The organism is Streptomyces sp. NBC_00820 (genome assembly GCF_036347055.1).
Classification (GTDB): Bacteria; Actinomycetota; Actinomycetes; order Streptomycetales; family Streptomycetaceae; genus Streptomyces.
Map to the genome: position 1 here is coordinate 5804674 of NZ_CP108882.1, position 24546 is coordinate 5829219.

Below are 24546 nucleotides of genomic sequence, written 5' to 3' on the forward strand. Positions count from 1 at the left end.
CAATCACGGCTCGGCGCAGTCGAGATGCGCCGTTCACCTGGGTTGCCGCTGCAGCCGGAGTGACCTGGGCGCTTCCGCTTCGGACCATGGCTGCCATTACAAAGCCGCGGTGTTCGGTCTGCCCAGGAGGGTCGGCGTGGTCAGCCAGTAGCCTGCGGCAATCAGCCCACCGACCTTGGAGGCTCCGTGGTCCATGCTGCTCTCACCGAACCGGATCGACTGTGGTCGGCGCAGGAGGTCCTGTTGCGTCCCAGCCCGGTGCCGGCGGCGGCCGGGGTCTACGGATGGCACTTCGAGAAGGCTCCTTGTCCAGACCTCGATGCCGGGCGCCTGCTCTACGTCGGTATAGCCCCGCGACACATGGCGAACCGGACCAGCACGCAGAATCTGCGCAAGCGCGTGAGGTATCACTACCGGGGCAATGCGGCCGGATCGACACTCCGCCTCACGCTCGGTTGCCTGCTCGGGTTCGAGTTGCGCCGCGTGGGCAGCGGGAAGCGCATGACCTTCGGCAAGGCCGGGGAAGCAGACCTCAGCCAGTGGATGGCCGAGAATGCCCGAGTGTGCTGGATCGAGCGTGACGAACCGTGGACCATGGAGTCGGAGCTCATCTCTCAACTCGACCTGCCTTTGAACCTCGACCAGAACCGCCGCAACCCGTTCCACGGACGACTCACGGCAGTCAGATCCCAAGCCCGGCAGCGGGCAAGGGAGTTGCCTGTCAGTGCATAGCCTGGTGGGCTGACATCACCAGCTGACATCAACGGCGGCGAACGGTGGTACACCGAGGCGACCAGTGCCGGATCGGCGAGCGCCCATTAGGCGCCGTTTGCGCACGCCGCACCGCGTTGCGATCGAACTTCCAAAGCGGATGTCACCGAATGTTCCAGCTGTAGATCAGTCCCCATAATCGAGATCGCTGCCACCGCTGGCCTTGATCAGCCAGGACAGCGAACCGCTACCGAACGGCCAGCCGGTGGTGGCCACCTCAACCCAGCCGTTGCCTGGCTCATCGGACCCCGCGTCCCACCACCACCAGCTGCGATCGTGGCCCATGCCGTCCTCGGTCGGGTCGAAGTAGTAGAGCCAGTCCGACAGCGCCCAAGGCCCTTGGCTGAAGGCTGACTTCTGCTCGGGCGTCATCGCCTGCCACTCCTGCAGCCAGGCCTGGGCATCGAATGAAGGGTCGGGCTCCGACTCAGGCGCGCACCGCTGCACGAACCCCGCCGGCAGCAGCTCCGGCCATCGCTCGAACGCTGGCCAGTCACTCGTCCGCTGGACCACGCATGCCAGTGCAGTACGGGCATGCGCGATGACCTGCGCCGGATTCTCGGCGGTGAACCGGACCCGCACGAGAAACGGCCGCTGTCGACTGTCATCGGCCCCGGGGCCGGACTGGAGACGCCGCAGCTCGTCCCTGATGATCTCCACGGCGAGAAGTGTCCACTGCCACCGGCTTTGCCACACGCCAAGGCGAACCAAGGCCTCCAGGTCTCCATCTATGGCTGACCGTGCTGACTGACTACTGCCTTGTGAGCAGCAACGCCTTCTGTCCCGTGTGGCCGGATCGCTCCCTTGTGGGCACTTCGTGTACGTGTCAAACAGTTGAGAGGCGGGGCGACCGGGGGAGGAGGGCGCTGGATGTCTGCGTCAGGTGAGGATCGGATTATGCCGTCGGATTGGGCGGTAGAGCGGTTCGGGGAGCGTGCCGGTGGGCTCGCTGCCGCGGTTCCGGTGCAACTGGCCAGGGCGCACGCGCGAGCTCACGCGGTGCATCTCACGGCCCGGTTGAAGAAGCGCAGCCCATACGGCGCCACCCTGGCGGAGGCGGTGCGGGAGAACCTGGCGGACACGGCGCGGGAGCTGGAGGAAGCCGTGCGGGATGTGCGTGGGTACGAGTACGCCGTCATCAACGACCACGCGCTGTTCCCCTTCAAGTACGCCGACCGTCCGAAGCCTCTTGATCGTGCCCGGCTGGCTTCAAACGCTTCCCCTACGCGCCGCCGGATGCTCCTGGGGCACGGACCGCAGCCTCAGGAAGGGCTGTTCGCTCTCGGTGACGACATGACGACGGAGGAGTACGAGGAGCTGCACGAGACGTTCGAGGCGCTCGGAGCCTCCGCCAAGCTCGTCTGTCTGTTCTTTACGGCCGACCCGGAGAACGGCATCCATGCCATCCACTGGGGGGACGCCCATCTCGAACCGGACCGCACCTTCACCTGGCTCTACAGCGAACAGCTCCGGGTCGCTCCCCAGCCGCTCGAGTGACGGCCCTGAGCGGACGCGATCTGGGTCACGTCGGCGACGAGCGGGCAGTCTCATGGGCCGTCCCTGGGCCGTGCGAGGCCAACCAAAGCTGACAGACGGCACCCACGGGTGACCACCCCCACCCCGCTCTAGCCTGGGCCGGTCGAGTTGATCTGCGACACTGGAAGGGATATGCCTAAGCCCGGAGAACTCACTTTCGTCGCCCCGCGCGGAGCCAAGAAGCCGCCGCGGCACCTTGCCGACCTCACGCCCGCCGAGCGCAAGAACGCGGTGGCCGAGATCGGCGAGAAGCCGTTCCGTGCCAAGCAGCTCTCGCAGCACTACTTCGCGCGCTACGCGCACGACCCCGAGCAGTGGACCGACATCCCGGCCGGCTCGCGTGACAAGCTGCGCGAGGCGCTGTTCCCGGAGCTGATGTCGGTCGTGCGGCACCTGTCCACCGACCAGGGAGACACCCGCAAGACCCTGTGGCGGCTGTTCGACGGCACGCTCGTCGAGTCGGTCCTGATGCGGTACCCGGACCGGGTCACCATGTGCATCAGCTCGCAGGCCGGATGCGGCATGAACTGCCCGTTCTGCGCGACCGGGCAGGCGGGGCTGGACCGTAACCTGTCGACCGCCGAGATCGTCCACCAGATCGTGGACGGCATGCGGGCGCTGCGGGACGGGGAGGTGCCGGGCGGACCGGCGCGGCTGTCCAACATCGTCTTCATGGGGATGGGCGAGCCCCTCGCGAACTACAACCGGGTCACGGGTGCCATCCGCGCGCTGACCGACACCGCCCCGGACGGCCTCGGGCTCTCGCAGCGCGGTATCACCGTGTCGACGGTCGGCCTCGTGCCCGCCATCCACCGGTTCGCCGACGAGGGCTTCAAGTGCCGCCTGGCGATCTCCCTGCACGCCCCCGACGACGAGCTGCGCGACACCCTCGTCCCCGTGAACACGCGGTGGAAGGTGCGCGAGGTGCTGGACGCCGGGTTCGAGTACACGGAGAGGTCCGGGCGCCGGCTCTCCATCGAGTACGCGCTCATCCGGGACATCAACGACCAGGCCTGGCGCGGCGACCGGCTCGGCCGGCTGCTCCGGGGCAAGTCCGTGCACGTCAACCTCATCCCGCTGAACCCGACGCCGGGCTCCAAGTGGACGGCCTCGCGGCCCGAGGACGAGAAGGCGTTCGTGGAGGCCATCGCCGCCCACGGCGTGCCGGTCACCGTCCGGGACACCCGCGGCCAGGAGATCGACGGGGCCTGTGGTCAGCTCGCGGCCACCGAGCGGTAACCTGTCCACCGTCACTCATATCTTCATATTCCGACAGGGGAGCGCCACAGCGCTGAGAGTGCGGCATTCGGGCCGCAGACCCTCTGAACCTCGCCCAGGTCATTCTGGGTAGGAAGTTCGGTCATCACTCGAGCTGTTGTGCCCTGCCCGGGGTTCCCGGGCAGGGCCGCGTTCTTCCTGGCCAACCCCAGGAGGACATCCAGTGCAGAACAAGACCCTCGTGGCCGTGGCGGCAGGGCTCGGCCTCGTCGCGCTGTCCGCGTGCGGAACGACGGACGGCAAGGACTCGGGAGCGGCCTCCAAGACCGTGACTGTCGTCAGCCACGACTCGTGGGCCGTGTCGAAGAACGTCATCAAGGACTTCGAGAAGAGTTCCGGCTACAAGGTCCGCGTCCTGAAGGACGGCGACGCCGGACAGGCCGTCAACAAGGCGATCCTGACCAAGGACCACCCGCAGGGCGACGTCCTCTTCGGCGTCGACAACACCCTGCTCTCCCGCGCCCTCGACAACGGCCTCTTCCAGCCGTACGAGGCCAAGGGACTCGGCCAGGTCGACCCCGCCCACCAGCTCGACGCGGACAAGCACCGCGTCACACCCGTCGACTACGGCGACATCTGCGTCAACTACGACAAGGCGTACTTCAGCGCGCACAAGCTGACCCCGCCGCAGACCTTCGCCGACCTCGCCAAGCCCGCGTACAAGAACCTCCTCGTCACCGAGAACGCCGCCACCTCCTCGCCCGGCCTCGGCTTCCTGCTCGGCAGCGCCGCCCGGTTCGGTGACACGGGCTGGCAGGGCTACTGGAAGAAGCTCGAAGCCAACGGCGTGAAGGTCGTCGACGGCTGGGAGCAGGCCTACTACCAGGAGTTCTCCGGCTCGTCCGAGGGGAAGAAGGCCGGCGGCGACCGGCCGCTCGTGGTGTCGTACGCCTCCTCCCCGCCCGCCGAGGTCATCTACGCCACCAAGCGGCCCAGCACCGCCCCGACCGGCGTGTCGAACGGCACCTGCTTCCGGCAGACCGAGTTCGCCGGCCTGCTGGACAACGCGCGGAACACCAAGGGCGGCAAGGCGTTCATCGACTTCCTGCTGACCAGGGAGTTCCAGCAGGACATGCCGCTGAACATGTTCGTGTACCCGGTGGTGAAGGGCGCGAAGGTGCCGGCCGAGTTCACCGAGTACGGGCCGGCCGCCGAGAAGCCTGCGACCATGGCCCCCGCCGAGATCGCCGCCAACCGCGACCAGTGGGTCAAGGCGTGGACGTCGCTCGTACTGAAGTAGCCCCCCGAGGGAGGGGTACGCGCGGGAGCGCGGCTCGGCTCGGGCTCATGGCCCTGCCCGCCGCGTTCTTCGCGGTGTTCTTCGCCTGGCCAGTGGCCGCGATCGTGACACGCGGACTGAGGACGGACGGCGCCTGGCGGTTCGGGCGGATCGCGGACGTCGTCACCCAGCCCGGCATCCGGCACGTGCTGTGGTTCACCACCTGGCAGGCCCTCGCCTCCACCGCGCTCACCCTGCTGCTCGCGCTGCCCGCCGCCTACGTCTTCGCCCGGCTCGACTTCCCCGGCAAACGCATCCTGCGGGCCGTGGTCACCGTCCCGTTCGTGCTGCCCACCGTCGTCGTCGGCAGCGCCTTCCTGGCCCTGGTCGGGCGCGGCGGGCTGCTGGACGAGCTGTGGGGCGTACGACTGGACACCACGGTGTGGGCGATCCTCGCGGCGCACGTCTTCTTCAACTACGCCGTCGTCGTGCGCACGGTCGGCGGCCTCTGGGCCCAGCTCGACCCGCGCCAGGAACAGGCCGCCCGGATGCTCGGCGCCTCCGCGGCGCGGGCGTGGCGGAAGATCACCCTGCCCGCGCTCGTCCCGGCGGTGGCCGCCGCGGCGCTGATGGTGTTCCTGTTCACCTTCACCTCCTTCGGCGTGGTGCAGATCCTCGGCGGCCCCACCTTCTCCACCCTCGAAGTGGAGATCTACCGTGAGACCTCCGAGGTCTTCGACCTCGCCACGGCCGCCGTCCTCACCCTCGTGCAGTTCGCCGCGGTCGGCGCGATCCTCGCCGTGCACGCCTGGACGGTACGACGGCGCGAGACCGCCCTGCGCCTGGTGGACGCCTCCGGCACCGCCCGCCGGCCGCGCGGCGCCGGGCAGTGGACGCTGCTCGCCGGGGTCCTCCTCACCGTCGCCCTGCTGCTGGTGCTGCCCCTCGCGGTGCTCGTCCGGCGCTCCCTGGACGCACCGGGTCTCGGCTACTACCGGGCGCTGACCGAGACCGACGGCGGCACCTTCCTCATGGCGCCGCTGCACGCGGTGTGGACCTCGCTGGAGTACGCCGTCGCCGCCACCGCCATCGCCGTACTGATCGGCGGACTCGCCGCCGCCGCGCTGGCCCGCCGGGACGCGGGGCGGCTGGTACGCGGCTTCGACGCCCTGCTGATGCTGCCGCTCGGCGTCTCCGCCGTGACCGTCGGCTTCGGCTTCCTGATCGCGCTGGACAAGCCGCCGCTGGATCTGCGGGAGTCGTGGATCCTGGTGCCGCTCGCCCAGGCGCTGGTCGGTGCCCCCTTCGTCGTACGGACGATGCTGCCCGTGCTGCGTGCGGTGGACGGCCGGCTCCGGGAGGCGGCGGCCGTGCTGGGGGCCTCGCCCTGGCGGGTGTGGCGGGAGGTCGACCTGCCCCTGGTGCGCAGGGCGCTGCTGGTCGCGGCCGGATTCGCGTTCGCCGTGTCGCTCGGCGAGTTCGGCGCGACCGTGTTCATCGCCCGGCCCGACAACCCGACGCTCCCGGTCGCCGTCGCCCGGCTGCTGAGCCGGCCCGGGGACCTCAACTACGGCCAGGCGATGGCCCTTTCCACGATTCTCATGGTGGTGTGCGCGGCCGCGCTGCTCGTCCTGGAGCGCCTGCGCACCGACCGGACGGGGGAGTTCTGATGCCACCGAGCCCGACAGGGGGAGCCCAGATGCCGCCGATTCCGACGGCGGGAGTCCCGATGCCGCCGAGCCCGACGGGGGACCTCTGATGTTGCTGAGTCTCCGGGACGCGACCGTGCGCTTCGGCGGACGGCCCGTGCTCGACGCGGTCGGCCTGGACGTCGCCGAGCACGAGGTGGTGTGTGTGCTCGGGCCCAGCGGCAGCGGCAAGTCGACCCTGCTCCGGGCCGTGGCCGGCCTGCAGCCGCTCCATTTCGGGCGGGTGCTGCTCGACGGCCGGGACCAGGCCGGCGTGCCCGCGCACCGGCGGGGCGTCGGGCTGATGTTCCAGGACCACCAGCTGTTCCCGCAGCGGGACGTGGGCGGCAACGTGGCCTTCGGGCCGCGCATGCACGGTGTGCCGAAGCGCGCACGGGACGCGGAGGTGGAGACGCTGCTGGAGCTGGTCGGGCTGCCCGGAGCCGCCCGCCGGGCGGTCGCCGGGCTGTCCGGCGGCGAGCAGCAGCGGGTGGCCCTCGCGCGGGCGCTCGCGCCCCGGCCCCGGCTGCTCATGCTGGACGAGCCGCTCGGCCAGCTCGACCGGTCCCTCAGGGAACGGCTCGTGGTCGAACTGAAGGAACTCTTCGGCCAGTTGGGCACGACCGTGCTCGCCGTGACCCACGACCAGGGCGAGGCCTTCGCACTGGCCGACCGGGTGGTGGTGATGCGGGACGGCCGGATCGCCCAGTCCGGGACACCGCTGGAGGTCTGGCAGCGACCCGCGGACGAGTTCGTGGCCCGCTTCCTCGGCTTCGACAACGTGGTCCCGGCGACCGTCGCCGACTCGGCCGCGCGGACCCCCTGGGGCACCCTGCCCGTCCCGGACGGCTCTCCCCGGGGTGATCACCCGCTGCTGGTCCGGCCGGCCGGGGTACGGCTCGTGGGGGACGGCGAGGGCCTGCCCTGCACGGTGACCGCGCGCACCTTCCGGGGCACCCATGTCGCCGTCCGCCTCCGGCCCCGCGACGGCGGCCCGCACCTGGAGGCGGCCTGCGCCCTCCGGGACGCTCCCGAGGCCGGAACCGAGACGGGTGTCACGTTCGACCCGGCGGAAATCGTCGTGCTCGGCCGATCATGACGCCCCTAAGGTGAGGGCATGACGCTGCTCGCACATGATCGCTATTGCGACGAGATCGCTTACCAGGTCGGCCGGTTGAGGGACGTGGTGACCTCCGGAGCCGACCTGTCCGCCACCGTGCCGACCTGCCCGGACTGGTCGCTGGAACAGCTCGTGCGACACGTGGGCGGCGCCCTGCGCTGGGTGGACACCCTGGTGCGCGCGCGGGCCCAGGAGAACATCCCGCGCGAAGAGGTGCCGGACTGGGCGGGCCCGGAGGAGCGGGGGGACGCGGCGGCACTCGAGAAGTGGCTGGGGGAGGCGGGGGAGTCGGTCGTCGCCGCGCTGCGCGAGGCCGGCCCGGACGTCGCCGTGTGGACCTGGATGGGCCTGCTCACCACCGGCTTCTGGGCCCGCCGGATGACCCACGAGACCGCCGTGCACCACGCCGACGCCGCGCTCGCCGCGGGCCTGCCCTACGAGATCGCGTCCGAGGTGGCCGCCGACGCGCTCGACGAGTCGCTGGAGCTGACCCTCCGGGTGCTGCCTCTGCGGGGCCGGGATGAGGCCCTGCGCGAGGGGCCGGCGCGCTCCGTGCACCTGCATGCCACCGACACGGGCGCGGCCCTGGACGCCGAGTGGCTCATGGAGTTCGGCGCGGGCCGCCTCGGCTGGCGGCGCGGTCACGAGAAGGCGACCGTCGCGCTGCGCGGCCCGCTCACCGCGCTCCTGCTCGCCTCCTACCGGCGCCTCCCGCTGGACACCCCCGGTCTCGAGGTGCTGGGCGACCGCGAGGTGCTGGAGTTCTGGGTGGAGCGGGTCACCTTCGGCTGACGGGCCCGCAGCGGAACACGGCAGCGGCCCGCCCCCGTGGATTCGGGGACGGGCCGCTGACCTGTACTGCTAGTGGTGTGCGAAGAGGTGGCGTCAGCCGGCGCTCTTCGCGCCACGGCGGCGCATGCCGAAGAACACGGCGCCACCACCGACGACGACGAGCGCACCCGCGACACCGGCGATCATGCCGGTGTTGGAGTTGGCACCGGTCTCGGCGAGGTTCGAGTCACCGACCGCCGGGGACGGCGCGTTGCTCGCGGCACCCGCCGGGGCGGCGCTGCTGCTCTCGGACTCCGCCGGGGCCGGGGACTCCGAGGAGTCGGAAACGCTGGCGGAGGCCGAGGGAGCCGGGGTGGTCGGCTTCGTGTCCTCAGTGGGAGAAGTCGTCGGGGACTCCTCCTTCTTGCAGGCCGTCGACGAGGTCGTCAGCTCGGGGCTGATGTCGTTGTCGACGTTGAAGCGGTCGGTCTTGACGTGGATGCGGTAGGCGGTGCTCGCCTTCCAGTCCACGTCGAAGGTGATCCGGGTGCCCTCGCGGGATCCCTTGACGCCTTCCTTCTGAGCGACCTGCGTCTCATTGCCGGCAGCGGTCTTCTCGAACACCGTGATGGTGGCGGGAGTGCTGGAGCCGTCGATGTCCGTGACCACGATCTGGCCCTTGTCACCGGCGCAGCTGGCCTCGGCCTTGAAGTCGCGGATGTTGCACGCGGAAGCGGTGCCGGCGACACCGATCGCCAGCGCGGCCGTAGCGGAGGCAACACCGAGAATGCGCACGGAACGGCGCGCGTTACGACGAGTTATGGACACGTTTGTCCTTTACAGAGTGCATAACTGCGGGGGGTGGAGGGGCACTTGGGACAACCCACGAACTGTGTACCGGTGCCCCCACGAGACCCTCAGGTTTATAAGTGTGTCGTAAGAAGTGTCAATCTGTAGAGCGTCAACGGCCGTTGACTTTACCGTCTTGTTAGCGAGCGAGACGTTTGATTGCCTCCGGAGCCTGCTCGATCGTGTCGACCAGGGCGATACGGGACTCCATCGACCGCCCCCGCGCCAGCGACCGCAGCAGTGGCCAGGTGGGCAACTCCCTTGTCCAGTGCGCCTCGTCGACGAGCACCATCGGCGTCGGCTCGCCGCGTGACTCGTAGTAGTTCGGCGTCGCGTTGTCGAAGATCTCCTGCACGGTGCCGGCGGCGCCCGGCAGGAACACCACCCCGGCGTTGGAGCGGGCCAGCAGGCCGTCCTCACGCGTTGCGTTGGCGAAGTACTTGGCGAGGTGCGCGGCGAAGGCGTTCGGCGGCTCGTGGCCGTAGAACCAGGTCGGGATGCCCACCGAGGCCCCGCCGTCCGGCCAGCGCTCCCGCACCTCGAAGGCCGCCCGCGCCCAGTCGGTGACGGACGGCCGGAACGAGGGTGCCTTGGCCAGGATCCGGAGCGCGTCCTCCAGCATGCCGTCCGCGAACGGCGCGGCGTACGCGCCGAGGTTGGCCGCCTCCATCGCGCCCGGTCCGCCGCCGGTGGCGACCGTGAACCCGGCGCGCGTCAGTTCGCGGCCGAGCCGCGCCGCCCCGGCGTAGGCGGGGGTGCCCCGCTCCATCGCGTGGCCGCCCATCACCCCCACCACCCGTGCACCGGCGAGGAGTTCGTCCAGGGCGTCGGAGACCGCGTCGTCGTGGATCGCGCGCAGCATCGAGGCGAAGACGTCCCCGTCGTCCTTGGTCCGCTGGAACCAGGCGTAGGTCCGCGCGTCCGGTGTCGCCTCGTAGCCCGCGCGGAGGGAGTCGAACAGCTCGCCGGGCGTGTAGACGAAGCCCCGGTACGGGTCGAAGGGGAGCCCCGGGACCGGCGGGAAGACCAGGGCGCCGGCCGCGCCGACGCGGGCCGCGGCCTCGGGTTCCATGGGGCAGCCGAGGAAGACGGTCTGCGTGGTGTCGAGGTCGAGCAACTGGGCCGTGCGGGCGGTCAGATCGACGGCCTGTACACGGAACCGTGCGAGCGTTCCGTGCTCGGCGACGACCGCGTCGAACTCGGCCAGGGACTCTATCTCTTGGTCGCGTACGGCTCGGCCGGACCGAGCGGGTTTCGGATGCACCCGCCCATGCTGGCACGGACGTTGGGGCAGGGAGGGGTCAGCCCTGAACCGCCGCCGGGTCCATCCACATGATCTCCCAGGTGTGGCCGTCGAGGTCGTCGAAGGCCCGTCCGTACATGAAACCGTGGTCCTGGGTCTCACCGCTCGCCGTGCCACCGGCCGCGATCGCCCGGTCCACCAGCTCGTCCACCTTCTCCCGGCTCTCGGCGCTCAGGCACAGCAGCACCTCGCTGGACTTCGCCGGGTCGGCGATCTCCTTCTTCGTGAAGGTGGCGTAGTGCCGCTTGCCGAGCAGCATCACGACGATGGTGTCGCTGATCACGACACAGGCGCACTCGTCGGTGCTGAACTGGGGGTTGATCGTGTAGCCGAGGGCGGTGAAGAACCTCTTCGACGCCTCGACGTCGTCGGTGGCCAGGTTCACGAAGATCATCTGCTGGTACATGGGGTCTCTCCCTGAGGTTCTCGCGCCTGTCGTCGTTCACCGGTAAAGACACCGGGCCGCCGGAGAACTCATCGGCGGCCCGCGTACTTCCGTGTTCAGCGGGCCAGTACGGCCAGGTTGGCGATCACCAGCGTGAGCGGGGCGAACAGGGCCAGCAGGGCACCGGCCCGGAGGGCCGCCGCGCTGCGCAGCATCGTGGCCGGGGCGCCGAGGCGGAGCAGGGCGGCGGTGGTGTCGGCGCGGGACTGGCGGGCCTCCACGGCGGCCGTCAGCAGGGTCGCCAGCGTGCAGCCGGCGACCACGAGCGAACCGAGGGCGGTCAGCGGCCCGAACGCGGGCGCCGCGCTGTCCCGTACGGCGGTCATGGCGCAGGCGGCGGACGCCACCGCGCAGACGATGCCCAGCGGGCGCCCGACGCGCGTGGCCTCCGACATGAGCACCCGGCCCGCCAGCAGCCGCAGTGCCCCCGGCTGGGCGGACTGCAGGAGCCTGCCGCACAGGTGGGTGAGACCGGGCGCGGCGAGGACCAGCCCGAGCGCGGTGAGGATCCAGCCGGCCAGCACCGCGACGGGCTCGGCCGGGAGAGCGGTGAGGGTGGGCGCGGGCTGGGAGCGGCCCGCGTAGGTCTGTACGGCGAGACCGGCGGCGATCAGGGCGGTCCCCCAGGGGAGACCGGCCGGTGCCGCACGGGTCGGTGCCGGGGTGGGCAGTGCCTGCGACCAGTCGGCGCCCCCGTCCTCGCCGCCGGGGCTCCGGGCGACGTCGGGGGTCCGGGCGGTGTCGGGCAGGGTCGCCACGGCCTCGGGCTCCGCGCCCGTGACGGCCGGCTCCGCCCCGGCGGCCTCGGCCCGCGCCCCGGCCTCCCGCAGCCGTACGGGCTCGGCCTCCTGCTGCGGTACGCGCTCGGTCTCCGGCAGCCCTACGGGTCCGGCCTCCCGCACCCCTACGGGTTCGGCCCCCTTGTGCCCTACGGCCGTACGCAGTCGCGCGCCGAACCTGCCGTACGCCCCGAAGGTCTCCCGGGCCGCCGCGTGGCTGTACGCGCCGAAACGACCCTGGAAGCGCGCGCCCTTGGTGGCCGGGCGCGGGTCCTTGGGGCGCAGGGCGAGCGCGACCGTCGTCGACGCGATCGCCGGGACCAGGGCCAGCAGGGTCAGGGCCGCCGGGACCGGGAGGGGCTGGCCGGCCGCCAGGAACTGCGCGGCGGCGCCGTCGAAGGGCATGCCCTTCAGGTCGCCGCGCAGGTGCAGGAAGAACAGCAGGGCCAGCATCGAGCCGAGGACACAGGCGAGGGCCGTGGTCAGGGCCGAGATCGCCATCAGGCGGCCCGGGCCCAGGCCGATGGCGGACAGGCCCGGGCGGGGCCGGGTGCCGGGGTCGGTGCGGGCCACCGCGAGCGCGAAGTACACGGTGGCGGCGAGCGGGACCACGCACCAGACCAGGCGCAGCGCGGCCGCTCCCGGCTGCTCGGGGTGGCCCATCGCGTAGCCGAGCGCGCCCAGCAGCAGGAAGCCGGTGCCCGCCGAGGCCGCGGCCACCAGCAGGCGGCGCAGCTGGACGGCGGGCCGGGCGGCGCGGGTCAGACGGAGAGCGAGCACGTGGCCCGGCCTTCCGTCTCCTCCGGGAGGTCCGGCAGATGCACGGTCTTCACGCGCCGGCCGTCCAGCAGCGCGACCGTACGGTCGGCGAGGGCCACGGTCTCGGCGTCGTGGGTGGCCAGGACGACGGTGATGCCGTGCGAGCGGGCCGCCGCGGTGAGCGTGCGCAGCACGTGCGCGCGGTCGGCGCGGTGCAGCGGGGCCGTCGGCTCGTCGGCGAACAGGACAGTGGGCCCGGGGGCGAGCGCTCGGGCGATGGCGACGCGCTGGCGTTCGGCCTGGGTCAGCTCGTGCGGGCGCCTGCGGGGCTGCTCGCCGACGTCCAGGCGCTCCAGCCACTCCAGCGCGGCCACCTTGGCCCGGCGCCGGCCGGTGCCGCGCAGCATCAGGGGGAGCGCGGCGTTCTCCCAGACGTTCAGCTCCGGTACCAGCGTGGGGGTCGGGTCGATCCAGCCGAACCGGTCGCGGCGCAGCCGTTCCCGGGCCATGGGGCCCAGCGTGTGCACCGGCGAGCTGTTGAACCAGACCTCGCCCTCGCGCACCCGCACCTGCCCGGAGAGGCACTGCAGCAGGGTGGTCTTGCCGCTGCCGCGCGGGCCGCTGACGGCGAGGATCTCCGCCTCCCGCACACCCAGCGAGACCCCGGCGATCCCGGGCGAGCCGTCGGGGTGCCTGAAGTGCAGGGAGCGTGCCCAGAGCACGTCGTTGTCCGGCGGGGCCTCCATGGCGTACACCTCGGTTCTGATCCGTTTTCCCTTGCCTCATCCCCCGTCCGGGTGAACGAAGGCAGGGCCGATCGGTCACTGGCACGCTAGGCGGGTCGCGCGGCGCGGCCCGGACAGCACACGGCCCCGGGCCGCCGTTCTCACTCGAACGGACGGCTCCGGGGCCGTGTTGATCATCCAGGCGGATGATCGGAGCGTCGTGGGCGGTCGGGGTTTCCCCGGAGGTCCGGGGGCCCCGAAGGCTCAGAGCTTCGTCCACGCCTCCGTGAGGGTGGCGCGCAGTATCTGCTCGATCTCGTCGAAGGTCTCCTGGTTGGAGATCAGCGGCGGGGCGAGCTGGACGACCGGGTCGCCGCGGTCGTCGGCACGGCAGTACAGGCCGTTCTCGAACAGGGCCTTGGAGACGTAGCCGTAGAGGATCCGCTCGGTCTCCTCGGCGTTGAAGGACTCCTTGGTGTTCTTGTCCTTGACCAGCTCGATGCCGTAGAAGAAGCCGTTGCCGCGCACGTCGCCGACGATCGGCAGGTCGTGCAGCTTCTGCAGGGTCTTCAGGAAGGCGCCCTCGTTGTCCAGCACGTGCTGGTTGAGGTTCTCGCGCTCGAACAGGTCGAGGTTGGCCAGGCCCACCGCCGCGGAGACCGGGTGGCCGCCGAAGGTGTAGCCGTGCAGGAAGACGTTGTCCTCCTTGTAGAACGGCTCGGCGACGCGGTCGGAGACGATGCAGGCGCCGATCGGGGAGTAGCCCGAGGTCATGCCCTTGGCGCAGGTGATCATGTCCGGGACGTAGCCGAACTTGTCGCAGGCGAACATCGTGCCCAGGCGGCCGAAGGCGCAGATGACCTCGTCCGACACGAGCAGGACGTCGTACTGGTCGCAGATCTCGCGCACGCGCCGGAAGTAGCCGGGCGGCGGCGGGAAGCAGCCGCCGGCGTTCTGCACCGGCTCCACGAAGACCGCGGCGACGGTGTCCGGGCCCTCGAAGAGGATCTGCTGCTCGATCTGGTCGGCGGCCCAGCGGCCGAAGGCCTCCGGGTCGTCGCCGAATACCGGGGCGCGGTAGATGTTGGTGTTCGGGACCTTGTGGGCGCCCGGGACCAGCGGCTCGAAGGGGGCCTTCAGGGCCGGCAGGCCGGTGATGGAGAGCGCGCCCTGCGGGGTGCCGTGGTAGGCGAGCGCACGCGAGATGACCTTGTGCTTGCCCGGCTTGCCCTTCAGCTTGAAGTACTGCTTGGCGAGCTTCCAGGCGGTCTCGACGGCCTCGCCGCCGCCGGTGGTGAAGAAGACCTTGTTCAGGTCGCCCGGGGCGTAGTCGGCCAGGCGCTCGGCCAGTTCGATCGCCTTGGGGTGGGCGTAGGACCACACCGGGAAGAAGGCCAGCTCCTGGGCCTGCTTGAAGGCGGTCTCGGCGAGTTCGGTGCGGCCGTGACCGGCCTGGACCACGAACAGCCCCGCGAGCCCGTCGAGGTAGCGCCTGCCCTTGTCGTCGTAGATGTAGGTGCCCTCACCCCGGACGATCGTCGGGACGGGGGAGTTCTCGTACGAGGACATGCGGGTGAAGTGCATCCACAGGTGGTCGTACGCGGTGCGGCTGAGGTCCTTCTCGGTCACGGTTATCGGGTTCCCCACATGTAGGTCTGCTTCTTGAGCTTGAGATAGACGAAGCTCTCGGTGGAGCGCACTCCGGGCAGGGCCCGGATGCGTTGGTTGATGACGCCCAGCAGGTGGTCGTCGTCCTCGCAGACGACCTCGGCGAGGATGTCGAACGAGCCCGCGGTCATCACCACGTACTCGACCTCCGACATGCCGGTCAGCGCGTCCGCGATCGACTCGACATCGCCCTCGACGTGGATCCCGACCATCGCCTGCCGGCGGAAGCCCACGGTGAGCGGGTCCGTGACGGCGACGATCTGCATCACGCCCTGGTCCAGCAGCTTCTGCACCCGCTGGCGCACGGCCGCCTCGGAGAGCCCGACGGCCTTGCCGATGGCGGCGTACGGCCGCCGGCCGTCCTCCTGGAGCTGCTGAATGATGGCGAGGGAGACGGCGTCCAGCTGGGGAGTGCCGTTCCTGGACTCGCGAGGCGAGTCCCTCCTGGACTCGCGGGACGAGTCCCTGTGCTCTGCGCTTCGACTGGCCACGGCCTCACTGTGCACGACGTCTCGACAGTTTCGCAAGGCTGCATCGATGAAATTCGTTGTTTACGCATCTGATCTTTGCGGATTTCGCAGTGCGGATGGTGGCGGGGGTGTTGAAAACGTGGGTGCTCCTACTAGGGTGGGCTTGTCTCAGCCGCTGGACAGCCGCACAGGCGGGCCGGGCTGGACCGCTCGAACCCTCGAACAGATTTCAGGAGGCCGGCAGTGAGCACCGAGCTGCGTCGTCTGCGCAACTACATCGACGGTGAGTTCCGGGACGCCGCCGACGGACGGACCACCGAGGTGGTCAACCCCGCCACGGGCGAGGCGTACGCGACCGCGCCGCTGTCCGGGCAGGCCGACGTCGACGCCGCCATGGAGGCCGCCGCGGCCGCCTTCCCGGCCTGGCGCGACGCCACCCCCGCCGAGCGGCAGAAGGCGCTGCTGAAGATCGCCGACGCGTTCGAGGAGCGTGCCGAGGAGCTGATCGCGGCCGAGGTGGAGAACACGGGCAAGCCCATCGGGCTCACCCGCTCCGAGGAGATCCCGCCGATGGTCGACCAGATCCGCTTCTTCGCGGGTGCGGCCCGGATGCTGGAGGGCCGCTCGGCCGGCGAGTACATGGACGGGATGACCTCGATCATCCGCCGCGAGCCGGTCGGCGTCTGCGCCCAGGTGGCCCCCTGGAACTACCCGATGATGATGGCCGTGTGGAAGTTCGCGCCGGCGATCGCGGCCGGCAACACGGTCGTGCTGAAGCCGTCGGACACCACCCCGGCCTCCACCGTCCTGATCGCCGACATCCTCGGCTCGGTCCTGCCCAAGGGCGTCTTCAACGTCGTCTGCGGCGACCGTGAGACCGGCCGCATGATGGTCGAGCACCCGACCCCGGCCATGGCGTCCATCACCGGCTCGGTGCGGGCCGGCATGTCGGTCGCCGAGTCCGCGTCCAAGGACCTCAAGCGGGTCCACCTGGAGCTGGGCGGCAAGGCGCCGGTCGTCGTGTTCGAGGACCTCGACAGCGAGGCCATCGCCAAGGCCGTCGAGGACATCTCGGTCGCCGGCTTCTTCAACGCCGGCCAGGACTGCACGGCCGCCACCCGCGTCCTCGTCCAGGAGTCCATCCACGACGAGTTCGTGGCCGCGCTCGCGAAGGCCGCCTCCGAGACCAAGACCGGGCAGCCGGACGACGAGGACGTGCTGTACGGCCCGCTGAACAACCCCAACCAGCTCAAGCAGGTCGCCGGGTTCATCGAGCGGCTCCCCGCCCACGCCAAGGTCGAGGCGGGCGGTCACCGGGTCGGCGACAAGGGCTACTTCTATGCCCCGACCGTCGTCTCCGGCCTGAAGCAGGACGACGAGATCGTCCAGAACGAGGTCTTCGGACCTGTCATCACCGTCCAGTCCTTCACGGACGAGGACCAGGCCGTCGAGTGGGCCAACGGCGTCGACTTCGCCCTCGCCTCCTCGGTGTGGACCAAGAACCACGGGCGCGCGATGCGCATGTCCAAGAAGCTCGACTTCGGCTGCGTGTGGATCAACACCCATATCGTGCTGGTCGCGGAGATGCCCCACGGCGGCTTCAAGAAGTCCGGCTACGGCAAGGACCTGTCGGCGTACGGGTTCGACGACTACACGCGGATCAAGCATGTGATGACGTCGCTGGACGCGTAGCCCTCCGGGGGTTCGGGCGGTCTTGGGTGCTCTCTCGGGTGCGGGTGCGTTGTGGCTGGTCGCGCAGTTCCCCGCGCCCCTGAGGGGGTTTGCCCGAGCGGTGTCCGGACGGGCGGTCTCCGGTGCTCTCTCGGGTGCGGGTGCGTTGTGGCTGGTTGCGCAGTTCCCCGCGCCCCTGGGGGGTTTGCGTGAGCGGTGTCCGGAGGGGTGAGCGGTCTCGGGTGCCGGTGCGTTGTGGCTGGTTGCGCAGTTCCTCGCGTCCCTGGGGGGTCCGGGTGCGCGGTGTTCGAAAGGGTGCCCCTGGGAGTGCGGGGGTGCGGTGTTCGGGAGGGTGCTCCTGGGGGGTCCGGGGGTGTGGTGTTCGTGAGGGGGCCGCGTTCCTGTGCGGTGTCCGCAGGGGGGGGGCAGGCCTGGGCAAAGTGTCGATTTCTTGTTCGCCGGGTTCAGGCTGCACACTTCCGGAGTGCATCGGACTTCCCCTCTTTCCGCCTCTGTGTCCCGCCGCTCGCTGCTGCGCGCGCTCGGTGGGACCGCCGCGCTCGGCGCTCTGGCCGGCTGCGGTGTGCGGGGCGCCTACGTCCAGCCCGGTGACCGTGCCGTGCCCGACAGGTCCGCCACGGACAAGAGGCTGATCTTCTCGAACTGGCCGCTATACATCGACACGGACGACGACGATCTCAGCAAGCGGCCCACGCTCGACGCCTTCGAGAGGAAGACCGGCATCTCCGTCGACTACGTCGAGGAGATCAACGACAACGACGAGTTCTTCGGCAAGATCAGCCCCGCGCTGATGAACCACCAGTCGACCGGCCGCGACCTGATCGTCATCAGCGACTGGATGTGCGCCCGGTACGTGCGGCTGGGCTGGGTGCAGCGGATGGACCGCGCGCACCAGCCGAACGTGGCGAAGTACCTCGACCCGCTGCTGCGCTCGCCCGCCTTCGATCCGGGCCGCATGTTCACGCTGCCCTGGCAGTCGGGGATCACCGGCATCGCGTACAACCGCCGCAGGCTGGGGCGCGAGATACGCGGCGTGAAGGACCTGTGGGCGAAGGACCTCAAGGGCAGGGTGACGCTGCTGTCCGGTCTCGACGAGGCGTTCGCGCTGCTGATGCAGGGCAACGGGGTGGACATCACCCGCTGGAAGGCCGACGACTTCCACGCCGTCTGCGACGAGGTGGAGCGCGAGGTCCGCCGTGGCCAGATCCGCCGCTTCACCGGCAACGACTACACCAAGGACCTGGTCAGCGGCGACGTCCTCGCCTGCCAGGCCTACTCCGGAGACGTCATCCAGCTCCAGGCGGACAACCCCGACATCCGCTTCGTCGTCCCCGAGGAGGGCGCCGAACTCTGGTCCGACTCGCTCATGATCCCGGACCGGGCGAGCCACAAGGCCAACGCCGAACGCCTGATGGACTACTACTACGACCCCGAGGTCGCCGCGGAGCTCGCCGCCTGGGTCAACTACGTCTGCCCGGTCCCCGCGGCCAGGGAAGTCCTCGCCGCCGCCAAGGACAAGGACACCGCGGCCCTCGCGGACAACCCCCTGATCTTCCCCGACGGCACCATGCGCGAGCGCCTCGCCATCGCCCGGGACATCACCTCCACGGAACGGCTGGAGTTCTCGCAGCGGTGGAACAAGATCGTGGGGCTGTAGGGCGTCGCCGGTGGCGATGCGGCGAGGGATTCCCCCGGGATTTCCCCCGGGATTTCCACCCTGCGCAGCCTGGAAGCCTATTCGGGCGTCTCGGCGCTCTCCCCGTGGTTGACCACCCCGAATGGGATGTGGACGCTCGGGGTCGTCTGGGACGTTCCCTGGAGGTGGACTTCCTGGTCGTCGAAGAAGATGTGGGGCCTCAGTACGTCCATGATCGAACTCTTGTCGATGCCGCCGAGGAAGAAGGCGTCGTTGACCCTCACTCCCCACTTGTTCAGACTCAGTACGGCGCGCTCGTGTGCCGGCGCGTTGCGTGCGGTGACGATGGACACGTGAACGCGGATCACGTAGTCCTCGTCCTTCTTGCGGCGTTCCTCCTCCCTTCGCTGCAGCTTGTTGATCTCGCGCAGGAAGTCCCGCAGTGGACCCGCGTCGTGCGGGGTCGCCACGTTCATGGTCTCGTGGGCGCGGAATCCCTCCAGGCCGTCCCGCTGGAAGACGCGCTCCGATTCGTCACCGGCGAGGACGCCGTCGAAGTCGAAGGCGATCCGCAGGTCCCTGTCCCTGGTGTCGTCGGCGACGGCGGAGCCGAGGACCCGGCCGGCGGGCAGTCCCGCGGCCACGGCCTCCCGGACGTCGTTCTCGTGCGCGGACAGGAACAGCGACATGTGCAGGGCGCGCATGAACTTGTACGGTGCCCGGCCTTGCGTGAATATGGCGCGGCTTATGGGCAGGCCGTGCGACTTTATGGACCGCATGACCCGGAGCCCGGTGTCGGGATCGTTGCGGGACAGGACGATCACCTCGACGAGGGGATCGCCTTCTGGGTTCAGGTCGTTCAGCGACAGGATGCGGCGAATGAAGGAAAAGGCGACACCGGGCCGGAGGGTGTTGTCGAGGTTGGACCGCTGGTAGGTGCGGTACCCCTCCTCGCCTTCCTGCCGGAACACCCCGTCGGACTCAGCGAGGTCGAAGAGCGCACTTGAGGCTATTCCGATGACCAGCCGGTTTTCGAGGCTGTAGGGCGGCATGGCGGCTCCCCTCACGCGTCAGACGGCTCCTTCGGGGCTCCCGCGAAGGAGGCCCGGCCTGTCTTTTCCCGCAGGCACAGTGTGGCACCGACGGCCACTTCGGGAGGATGTGCGAGGCTCATCCGTCCCCGCGGAGTTCGTTCGCCGGGGCCGGGACGCAGTGGCTGCGGGCCGTTCGCGATCGGTCACTCTGCCACGTCCGTGCCTGCGAGGTGCCTGCGGGGCGGCTGCGGGCAATGCGTCGTGGGTGACAACGCCCCCTGTCCGCAGCGACGTTGGGCGTTCGGCTCGGGCATGCGCTGCCTGGGTGACCGACATCACAGTGTGCCAACTCACGTCCTCAGGTCATCATATGACCTGACCGTCGGCGAAGAAGCCTGGCAGTGAGGTGCGTCGGGCGTCCGGGCGGCAGAGCGAGACAAGGATGTTGCGCATGAACGACCAGGAGAGGTCCGCCGCGCCGCGTGTCGGTGTGGTGGGACTCGGGGCCATGGGACTCGGGATGGCGCGTAGCCTGCGGAGCGCGGGGTACGACGTGGGGGTCCACGACCTGAGGGCCGAGGTGGCCGCGGAGTTCGCCCGGGAGGGCGGAGCGGCGTTCCCGACCCCGGGTGAACTGGCCGCCGCGGTGGACGTCCTGATCGGCGTGGTGGTCAACGCGGCCCAGGTCGAAGCGGTGTTGTTCGGTGAGGACGGCGCCGCCCGGCGACTGCGGCCCGGCGCCGTGTTCGTGATGTGCTCCACCGTCGATCCCGCGTGGTCCGCCGAACTCGGGGACCGGCTGGCCGAGTCGGGCGTGCTGTACCTGGACGCCCCGATCTCCGGTGGTGCCGCGCGTGCCGCGGCCGGTGAGCTGACCATGATGACGTCCGGGCCGGCCGTGGCGTACGCGCTCGCCGGTCCGGTGCTCGACGCCATGAGCGCCACCGTCTACCGCCTGGGGGAGAGCGCCGGGCTCGGCTCCAAGGTCAAGGTCGTGAACCAGCTGCTCGCGGGCGTGCACATCGCCGCCGCCGCCGAGGCGATGGCGCTGGGCATCAGGGCCGGCGTTCCGGCCGAGGCGCTGTACGAGGTCATCACCCACAGCGCCGGGAACTCCTGGATGTTCGAGAACCGCATGGCGCACGTGCTCGCCGGTGACTACACGCCCCTGTCCGCCGTCGACATCTTCGTCAAGGACCTGGGGATCGTGCTCGACTCCGCCCGCCCGGAGCGGTTCCCGCTGCCGCTCGCCGCCACCGCCCACCAGATGTTCCTTCAGGCGTCGGCGTCCGGTCTGGGTGGCGAGGACGACAGTGCGGTGATCAAGATCTTCCCCGGGATCGACCTGCCGAAGCCGATGGAGGGCTGAGCTGACATGGGAATCCGACTCGGCTGCATCGCCGACGACTTCACGGGCGCCACGGACCTGGCGAACAACCTGGTGCGTGCGGGCATGCGCGTGGTCCAGCTGATCGACGTACCGGACGACGGCGACGAGCGGGCCGCCCGGCAGGCGCGGGACGCGGACGCCGTGGTCATCGCGCTCAAGTCGCGCACCGTGCCGGCCGCCGACGCCGTCGAGGCGTCGCTGCGGGCGCTGGCCTGGCTGCGCAGCACGGGCGCCGAGCAGATCTACTTCAAGTACTGCTCGACCTTCGACTCGACGCCGGCCGGCAACATCGGCCCGGTCACAGAGGCCCTGATGGACGCGCTCGGCACCGACTTCACGGTCGCGACCCCGGCGTTCCCCGACAACGGACGCACGGTCTTCAAGGGCCACCTGTTCGTGGGTGACGTGCTGCTCAGCGACAGCGGCATGCGGCATCACCCGCTCACGCCGATGACCGACTCCAACCTGGTGGCGGTCCTCGGCGCGCAGACCACGCGGACGGTCGGGCTCGTCGATCACACGGTCGTCGCCGGGGGAGCGGACACGATCCGGGCCCGCATCGGCGAGCTGCGGGAGCAGGGTGTCGGGCTCGCCGTCGTCGACGCCGTCTCCAACGACGACCTCGTGCGCCTGGGCGAGGCCGTCCGTGAACTGCCCCTGGTGACCGCCGGTTCGGGGCTGGCCATCGGGCTCCCCGCCAACTGGGGACTCAAGTCGTCCGCCGCCGCTGCCCAGTTGCCGCCCGCCGGCGGATACCGGGCCGTGGTCTCCGGGTCGGTCTCCGTGGCCACGAACGGGCAGGTCCGGGAGTTCCTGGACAGTGGGCGGCCCGCGTTCAGCGTGGATCCGCTGCGCATCGCGGCCGGCGAGGACGTGGCCGGCGAGGCCCTGGCCTTCGCCGACGCCCACCTCGCCGACGGTCCCGTCCTCGTCTACTCCACCGAGACGCCCGACGCGGTGCGCGACGTCCAGGGCCGGCTCGGCGCGGCCGAGGCCGGCGAGCTGGTGGAGCGGACCCTCGCCCGGGTCGCCCAGGGGCTGGTGGAGCGCGGGGTGCGACAGCTCGTCGTCGCGGGCGGAGAGACCTCGGGCGCGGTCGTCCAGGCGCTCGGCATCACCGGACTCCGGATCGGTCCGCAGATCGACCCCGGCGTGCCCTGGTGCGCGGCGACCCTGTCCGACGGGGACACGCTGCACATCACGCTCAAGTCCGGGAACTTCGGCGGCCCCGGCTTCTTCTCCGAGTCGTTCGCCCTCCTGGAGGCGTCGTGACCGGCCCCGACCACGCGGTGGACGTCCTGACCGGCCCCGAGCACGCCGTGGACGAGGCGCGGCGCGAGATCGTGCGGGTGGGCACGAGCCTGTTCGCCCGCGGGTACGTCCACGCCAGCGCCGGCAACATCAGTGCCAAGGTGGGCGACGGTCACCTGATCACCCCGACCGACGCCGCCCTCGGCTTCCTCGAACCCGGCCGGCTCGCGCTGGTCGGCCCGGAGGGCGAGCAGATCGCGGGCGACCGTGCCAGCAAGACCCTGACGCTGCACCGGCGCATCTACGACGCCGACCCCACGGCCCGCTTCGTCGTGCACACCCACTCCACGCACCTGGTCGGGCTCACCCTGGCCGGTGTGTGGAGCCGGGACGACGTGCTCCCGCCGATCACGCCGTACTACGTGATGAAGGTCGGACACGTCCCGCTCATCCCCTACCACCGGCCCGGCGACCCGCGCGTGGCCGACCTGGTGACCGAGCGCATCGCCGAACGCGCGGCCGACGGCACGCCGATCAGGGCCGTGCTGCTCGAACGGCTGGGTCCCGTGGTCTGGGGGCCCGACGCGGCCACCGCGCTCGCCGTCCTCGAAGAACTCGAGGAGACGGCACGCCTGTGGCTCCTCGCCGAGCGCCGGCCCGATCCGCTGCCCGCTTCCGCCCTCGCCGAACTGCGGTCAGTGTTCGGCGCGGCGTGGTGAGCCGCTCCACCGCCGGGCTCACCCGCCCGGTCCCGCCCGCGTCCCCGCCCCGGTGACGCGGCACCCGTCCCCCGCCCTCGACCCCGCCGCACCCGTCCCCGCCCGAGAATCCCCCTGAGCCGCTCTAAGGATTCGTCATGTCCATCCCCGCGGTCGCCACCGAAGTCGACCTCACCCGCGAGAACGCCGTCTTCCGCAAGGTCGTACGGCACATCGTCCCGTTCCTCGTCCTCTGCTACATCGTCTCCTACCTCGACCGCGTCAACGTCGGCTTCGCCAAGCTGCAGATGGCCGACGACCTGGGGTTCAGCGAGGCGTCGTACGGCCTCGGTGCCGGGCTGTTCTTCATCGGGTACTTCCTCTTCGAGGTCCCCTCGAACCTGCTGCTCCAGCGCGTCGGCGCCCGTACCTGGATCGCCCGGATCATGATCAGCTGGGGCGTGGTCTCGGCGGCGTTCGTGTTCGTCACCGGCGAGAAGTCCTTCTACGTGCTCCGGTTCCTGCTCGGCGCGGCCGAGGCCGGGTTCTACCCCGGTGTCATCCTCTACTGCACCTACTGGTTCCCCTCCTACCGCCGGGCCCGCGTCATCGCGATGTTCATGTCGGCCATCCCCGTGGCGGGCATCTTCGGCAACCCGCTCTCCGGCTGGATCCTGGACGCCTTCCACGGCGTGGGCGGCTGGCAGGGCTGGCAGTGGATGTTCGCGCTGGAGGCCGTTCCGGCGCTCATCGTCGGCGTGGCCACGCTGTTCTACCTCGACAACGGGGTGCGCGACGCGAAGTGGCTCACCGACGAGGAGAAGAGCGTCGTCGAGCGCGCCCTCGAGGCCGACGCCACGCACCAGACGGTGCACGGCAAGGTCTTGGACGCCTTCCGTGAGCCCAAGGTGTGGCTGATGAGCCTCATCTACTTCTGCTTCATCATGGGCCAGTACGCGCTGACGTTCTGGATGCCCACCTTCGTCGAGTCCACCGGCATCAAGGGCAACTTCGCCATCGGCGTCCTCAGCGCGGTGCCGTTCCTGGCCGCCCTCGTCGCGATGAACCTGTTCGGCCGCTCGGCCGACATGCGCCGCGAGCGCCGCTGGCACCTGGTGATCCCGAGCCTGATGGGCGCCGTCGGCTTCTCGCTGGCCGCCTCCTGGTCCGGCTCGACCGTGCTGTCGCTGGTCGCGCTGTCCTTCGCCGCGGCCGGTGTGCTGACCTGCGCCCCGCTGTTCTGGTCGCTGCCCACCGCCTTCCTGGGCGGCACCGCCGCCGCGGCCGGCCTCGCCGTCATCAACTCCGTGGGCAACCTGGCCGGTTTCGTCAGCCCGTACATGATCGGCGCCCTCAAGGACAGCACCGGCTCGGCGGCGATACCGATGTACGTCCTGGCGCTCAGCCTCGTCGTCGGCGCCGCCGCCGTACTCGCCACCAAGAAGGACGTCGTCAACCGCTGAC

At 70.5% G+C, this 24546-nt stretch carries 22 protein-coding genes; 13 read left to right on the forward strand and 9 right to left on the reverse strand.

What is annotated here, in order from left to right:
* Positions 1 to 186: 186 nt before the first annotated feature.
* A complete protein-coding gene (locus OIB37_RS26335; protein ID WP_330460076.1) occupies positions 187 to 732 on the forward strand; it encodes a GIY-YIG nuclease family protein in 546 nt (181 codons plus the stop codon).
* 165 nt (positions 733 to 897) lie between these two features.
* Here OIB37_RS26335 and OIB37_RS26340 read toward each other — a convergent pair whose 3' ends face one another.
* Positions 898 to 1431, reverse strand: a complete 534-nt coding sequence (locus tag OIB37_RS26340; RefSeq protein ID WP_330460077.1) for a hypothetical protein — start codon at positions 1429 to 1431, stop codon at positions 898 to 900.
* Positions 1432 to 1770: 339 nt separating this feature from the next.
* Between OIB37_RS26340 and OIB37_RS26345 the strand changes: the two genes are divergently transcribed.
* The 6 genes from OIB37_RS26345 to OIB37_RS26370 all read left to right on the forward strand — a co-directional run bounded on the left by OIB37_RS26345 (position 1771) and on the right by OIB37_RS26370 (position 8404).
* Positions 1771 to 2268 carry a hypothetical protein gene (locus OIB37_RS26345; RefSeq protein ID WP_330460078.1) on the forward strand — a complete coding sequence of 166 codons (498 nt, stop codon included), beginning with the start codon at positions 1771 to 1773 and terminating at the stop codon, positions 2266 to 2268.
* 171 nt (positions 2269 to 2439) lie between these two features.
* On the forward strand, positions 2440 to 3546 hold the full coding sequence (rlmN, locus tag OIB37_RS26350; RefSeq protein ID WP_330460079.1) for a 23S rRNA (adenine(2503)-C(2))-methyltransferase RlmN: 1107 nt from the start codon (positions 2440 to 2442) through the stop codon (positions 3544 to 3546).
* Positions 3547 to 3748: 202 nt separating this feature from the next.
* The gene (locus tag OIB37_RS26355; RefSeq protein WP_330460080.1) at positions 3749 to 4825 is read left to right on the forward strand and encodes a thiamine ABC transporter substrate-binding protein; all 1077 of its coding nucleotides are present in this window, start codon (positions 3749 to 3751) and stop codon (positions 4823 to 4825) included.
* 47 nt (positions 4826 to 4872) lie between these two features.
* A complete protein-coding gene (locus tag OIB37_RS26360) occupies positions 4873 to 6474 on the forward strand; it encodes an ABC transporter permease (protein WP_330460081.1) in 1602 nt (533 codons plus the stop codon).
* A gap of 88 nt (positions 6475 to 6562) precedes the next feature.
* Positions 6563 to 7591: an ABC transporter ATP-binding protein gene (locus OIB37_RS26365; protein WP_330460082.1), complete on the forward strand. Its 1029-nt coding sequence runs from the start codon at positions 6563 to 6565 to the stop codon at positions 7589 to 7591.
* Positions 7592 to 7609: 18 nt separating this feature from the next.
* Positions 7610 to 8404, forward strand: coding sequence for a maleylpyruvate isomerase family mycothiol-dependent enzyme (locus tag OIB37_RS26370; RefSeq protein WP_330460083.1), 795 nt, complete (start codon positions 7610 to 7612; stop codon positions 8402 to 8404).
* 93 nt (positions 8405 to 8497) lie between these two features.
* Here OIB37_RS26370 and OIB37_RS26375 read toward each other — a convergent pair whose 3' ends face one another.
* The 7 genes from OIB37_RS26375 to OIB37_RS26405 all read right to left on the reverse strand — a co-directional run bounded on the left by OIB37_RS26375 (position 8498) and on the right by OIB37_RS26405 (position 15417).
* Complete coding sequence (locus OIB37_RS26375) at positions 8498 to 9211, reverse strand: LAETG motif-containing sortase-dependent surface protein (protein WP_330460084.1); 714 nt, start codon at positions 9209 to 9211, stop codon at positions 8498 to 8500.
* 160 nt (positions 9212 to 9371) lie between these two features.
* A complete protein-coding gene (locus OIB37_RS26380) occupies positions 9372 to 10496 on the reverse strand; it encodes an LOG family protein (RefSeq protein ID WP_330460085.1) in 1125 nt (374 codons plus the stop codon).
* 37 nt (positions 10497 to 10533) lie between these two features.
* A complete protein-coding gene (locus tag OIB37_RS26385) occupies positions 10534 to 10941 on the reverse strand; it encodes a VOC family protein (RefSeq protein WP_330460086.1) in 408 nt (135 codons plus the stop codon).
* A 95-nt stretch (positions 10942 to 11036) separates the two neighbouring features.
* Entirely contained in the window at positions 11037 to 12539 is a 1503-nt protein-coding gene (locus OIB37_RS26390; RefSeq protein ID WP_330460087.1) for a hypothetical protein, read from the reverse strand.
* Entirely contained in the window at positions 12521 to 13264 is a 744-nt protein-coding gene (locus tag OIB37_RS26395; protein ID WP_330460088.1) for an ABC transporter ATP-binding protein, read from the reverse strand. The genes OIB37_RS26390 and OIB37_RS26395 overlap by 19 nt, the downstream gene beginning before the upstream one ends.
* A 243-nt stretch (positions 13265 to 13507) precedes the next feature.
* Entirely contained in the window at positions 13508 to 14872 is a 1365-nt protein-coding gene (locus tag OIB37_RS26400) for an aspartate aminotransferase family protein (RefSeq protein ID WP_330460089.1), read from the reverse strand.
* 2 nt (positions 14873 to 14874) lie between these two features.
* Entirely contained in the window at positions 14875 to 15417 is a 543-nt protein-coding gene (locus OIB37_RS26405) for an Lrp/AsnC family transcriptional regulator (protein WP_330460090.1), read from the reverse strand.
* A gap of 207 nt (positions 15418 to 15624) precedes the next feature.
* On the opposite strand from OIB37_RS26405, the gene OIB37_RS26410 reads away from it, so the two are divergent.
* Both OIB37_RS26410 and OIB37_RS26415 read left to right on the forward strand, forming a co-directional pair.
* A complete protein-coding gene (locus tag OIB37_RS26410) occupies positions 15625 to 17073 on the forward strand; it encodes a gamma-aminobutyraldehyde dehydrogenase (protein WP_330460091.1) in 1449 nt (482 codons plus the stop codon).
* A gap of 463 nt (positions 17074 to 17536) precedes the next feature.
* Positions 17537 to 18730 (forward strand): extracellular solute-binding protein, encoded by a 1194-nt coding sequence (locus OIB37_RS26415; protein ID WP_330460092.1) that lies wholly within the window; start codon positions 17537 to 17539, stop codon positions 18728 to 18730.
* Between the two features lie 77 nt (positions 18731 to 18807).
* On the opposite strand, the gene OIB37_RS26420 is transcribed toward OIB37_RS26415, so the two are convergent.
* Positions 18808 to 19761 carry a 5'-nucleotidase gene (locus OIB37_RS26420; protein WP_330460093.1) on the reverse strand — a complete coding sequence of 318 codons (954 nt, stop codon included), beginning with the start codon at positions 19759 to 19761 and terminating at the stop codon, positions 18808 to 18810.
* A gap of 433 nt (positions 19762 to 20194) precedes the next feature.
* Here OIB37_RS26420 and ltnD point away from each other — a divergent pair, with 433 nt between their 5' ends.
* From ltnD to OIB37_RS26440, 4 genes are all read left to right on the forward strand, one after another.
* A complete protein-coding gene (gene ltnD, locus OIB37_RS26425; protein ID WP_330460094.1) occupies positions 20195 to 21112 on the forward strand; it encodes an L-threonate dehydrogenase in 918 nt (305 codons plus the stop codon).
* A gap of 6 nt (positions 21113 to 21118) precedes the next feature.
* On the forward strand, positions 21119 to 22405 hold the full coding sequence (gene otnK, locus OIB37_RS26430; RefSeq protein WP_330460095.1) for a 3-oxo-tetronate kinase: 1287 nt from the start codon (positions 21119 to 21121) through the stop codon (positions 22403 to 22405).
* Positions 22402 to 23103 (forward strand): class II aldolase/adducin family protein, encoded by a 702-nt coding sequence (locus tag OIB37_RS26435; protein WP_330460096.1) that lies wholly within the window; start codon positions 22402 to 22404, stop codon positions 23101 to 23103. Before otnK ends, OIB37_RS26435 begins: the two co-directional genes overlap by 4 nt.
* 137 nt (positions 23104 to 23240) lie before the next feature.
* Positions 23241 to 24545: an MFS transporter gene (locus OIB37_RS26440; RefSeq protein WP_330460097.1), complete on the forward strand. Its 1305-nt coding sequence runs from the start codon at positions 23241 to 23243 to the stop codon at positions 24543 to 24545.
* Position 24546: the final 1 nt, after the last annotated feature.

Coding starts and splice junctions, on each gene's coding strand:
- rlmN (WP_330460079.1), top strand. CDS start 2,440: ATGCCTAAGCCCGGAGAACTCACTTTCGTCGCCCCGCGCGGAGCCAAG.
- OIB37_RS26360 (WP_330460081.1), top strand. CDS start 4,873: ATGGCCCTGCCCGCCGCGTTCTTCGCGGTGTTCTTCGCCTGGCCAGTG.
- OIB37_RS26365 (WP_330460082.1), top strand. CDS start 6,563: ATGTTGCTGAGTCTCCGGGACGCGACCGTGCGCTTCGGCGGACGGCCC.
- OIB37_RS26370 (WP_330460083.1), top strand. CDS start 7,610: ATGACGCTGCTCGCACATGATCGCTATTGCGACGAGATCGCTTACCAG.
- OIB37_RS26385 (WP_330460086.1), bottom strand. CDS start 10,941: ATGTACCAGCAGATGATCTTCGTGAACCTGGCCACCGACGACGTCGAG.
- OIB37_RS26395 (WP_330460088.1), bottom strand. CDS start 13,264: ATGGAGGCCCCGCCGGACAACGACGTGCTCTGGGCACGCTCCCTGCAC.
- OIB37_RS26420 (WP_330460093.1), bottom strand. CDS start 19,761: ATGCCGCCCTACAGCCTCGAAAACCGGCTGGTCATCGGAATAGCCTCA.
- ltnD (WP_330460094.1), top strand. CDS start 20,195: ATGAACGACCAGGAGAGGTCCGCCGCGCCGCGTGTCGGTGTGGTGGGA.
- otnK (WP_330460095.1), top strand. CDS start 21,119: ATGGGAATCCGACTCGGCTGCATCGCCGACGACTTCACGGGCGCCACG.
- OIB37_RS26440 (WP_330460097.1), top strand. CDS start 23,241: ATGTCCATCCCCGCGGTCGCCACCGAAGTCGACCTCACCCGCGAGAAC.